Here is an 801-nt window from a genome sequence, read left to right on the forward strand (position 1 = left end):
TGGAATAGGTTGAATATGCTTATGAACGCCGGTCATGGCTTTGCAAGGAATTACGGCACGACAACGAATAATGTGTCAGAATCTAAGATGCATGGTAACGACCCTTGGAAGAACGCTATAGGGATTTTAGCTAGTATTGCTAATTTTGCAGGAAAAAAGTGAGGTAGTTATGCAAAATAGTAACGATAACATGTTATCAAGACTTCTTAAGTCTATGCATGTAATGAGCCAATATGTACCACGTATACGTTTCAACGATCTAGAAGACGCCAAACAACAGGCAAATAATTTACCTTATTTAACCCCTTCTTCCCCTATAGCAACTTTTGGTTCACAATCAAATCCTTTAGGTTTAGCTAAAAATACTTCACCTTTACCAGATGTAAGTTCGTCTTTAAGATCGGCAGGCAGAAAACCGTATGTACCGTCTTCAGTCCCTTCTTTACCAGTAGCGACCTTTGGTTCACAACCAAATCCTTTAGGTATGGAACCTTTGCCTAATGCAATTGAAACTTCAGATTTGGCATCATTGAAACCAAAGCCGTCTCAATTACCAGAGCCTATTTCATCTGTAGAACCACAGAAGTCTGTACAGCCACAACAGAGTACTGTTCCTCACCAAGATACTGGTTCTCAACAGAGTTTTTGGGATTACTTGCGTAGTCCTGAGTTTTTACAAAGATTATCAGATTATGGGATTGGTTATGCATTATCAGATGGGACGATAGCACAAAGTTTAGCGAATGCAGCTATGAATCTTCGTCGTGGTGATATGGAAAGAGAAAAAAGAGGACAGGTTAA

The 801-nt window shown here is 39.5% G+C and carries 1 pseudogene; it reads left to right on the forward strand.

What is annotated here, in order from left to right:
• Positions 1–169 precede the first annotated feature (169 nt).
• A pseudogene (locus tag ACFIL8_RS11500) lies at positions 170–801 on the forward strand (hypothetical protein); the annotation flags it as partial.

The organism is Bartonella sp. AP57NXGY, assembly GCF_042195805.1.
Classification (GTDB): Bacteria; Pseudomonadota; Alphaproteobacteria; order Rhizobiales; family Rhizobiaceae; genus Bartonella.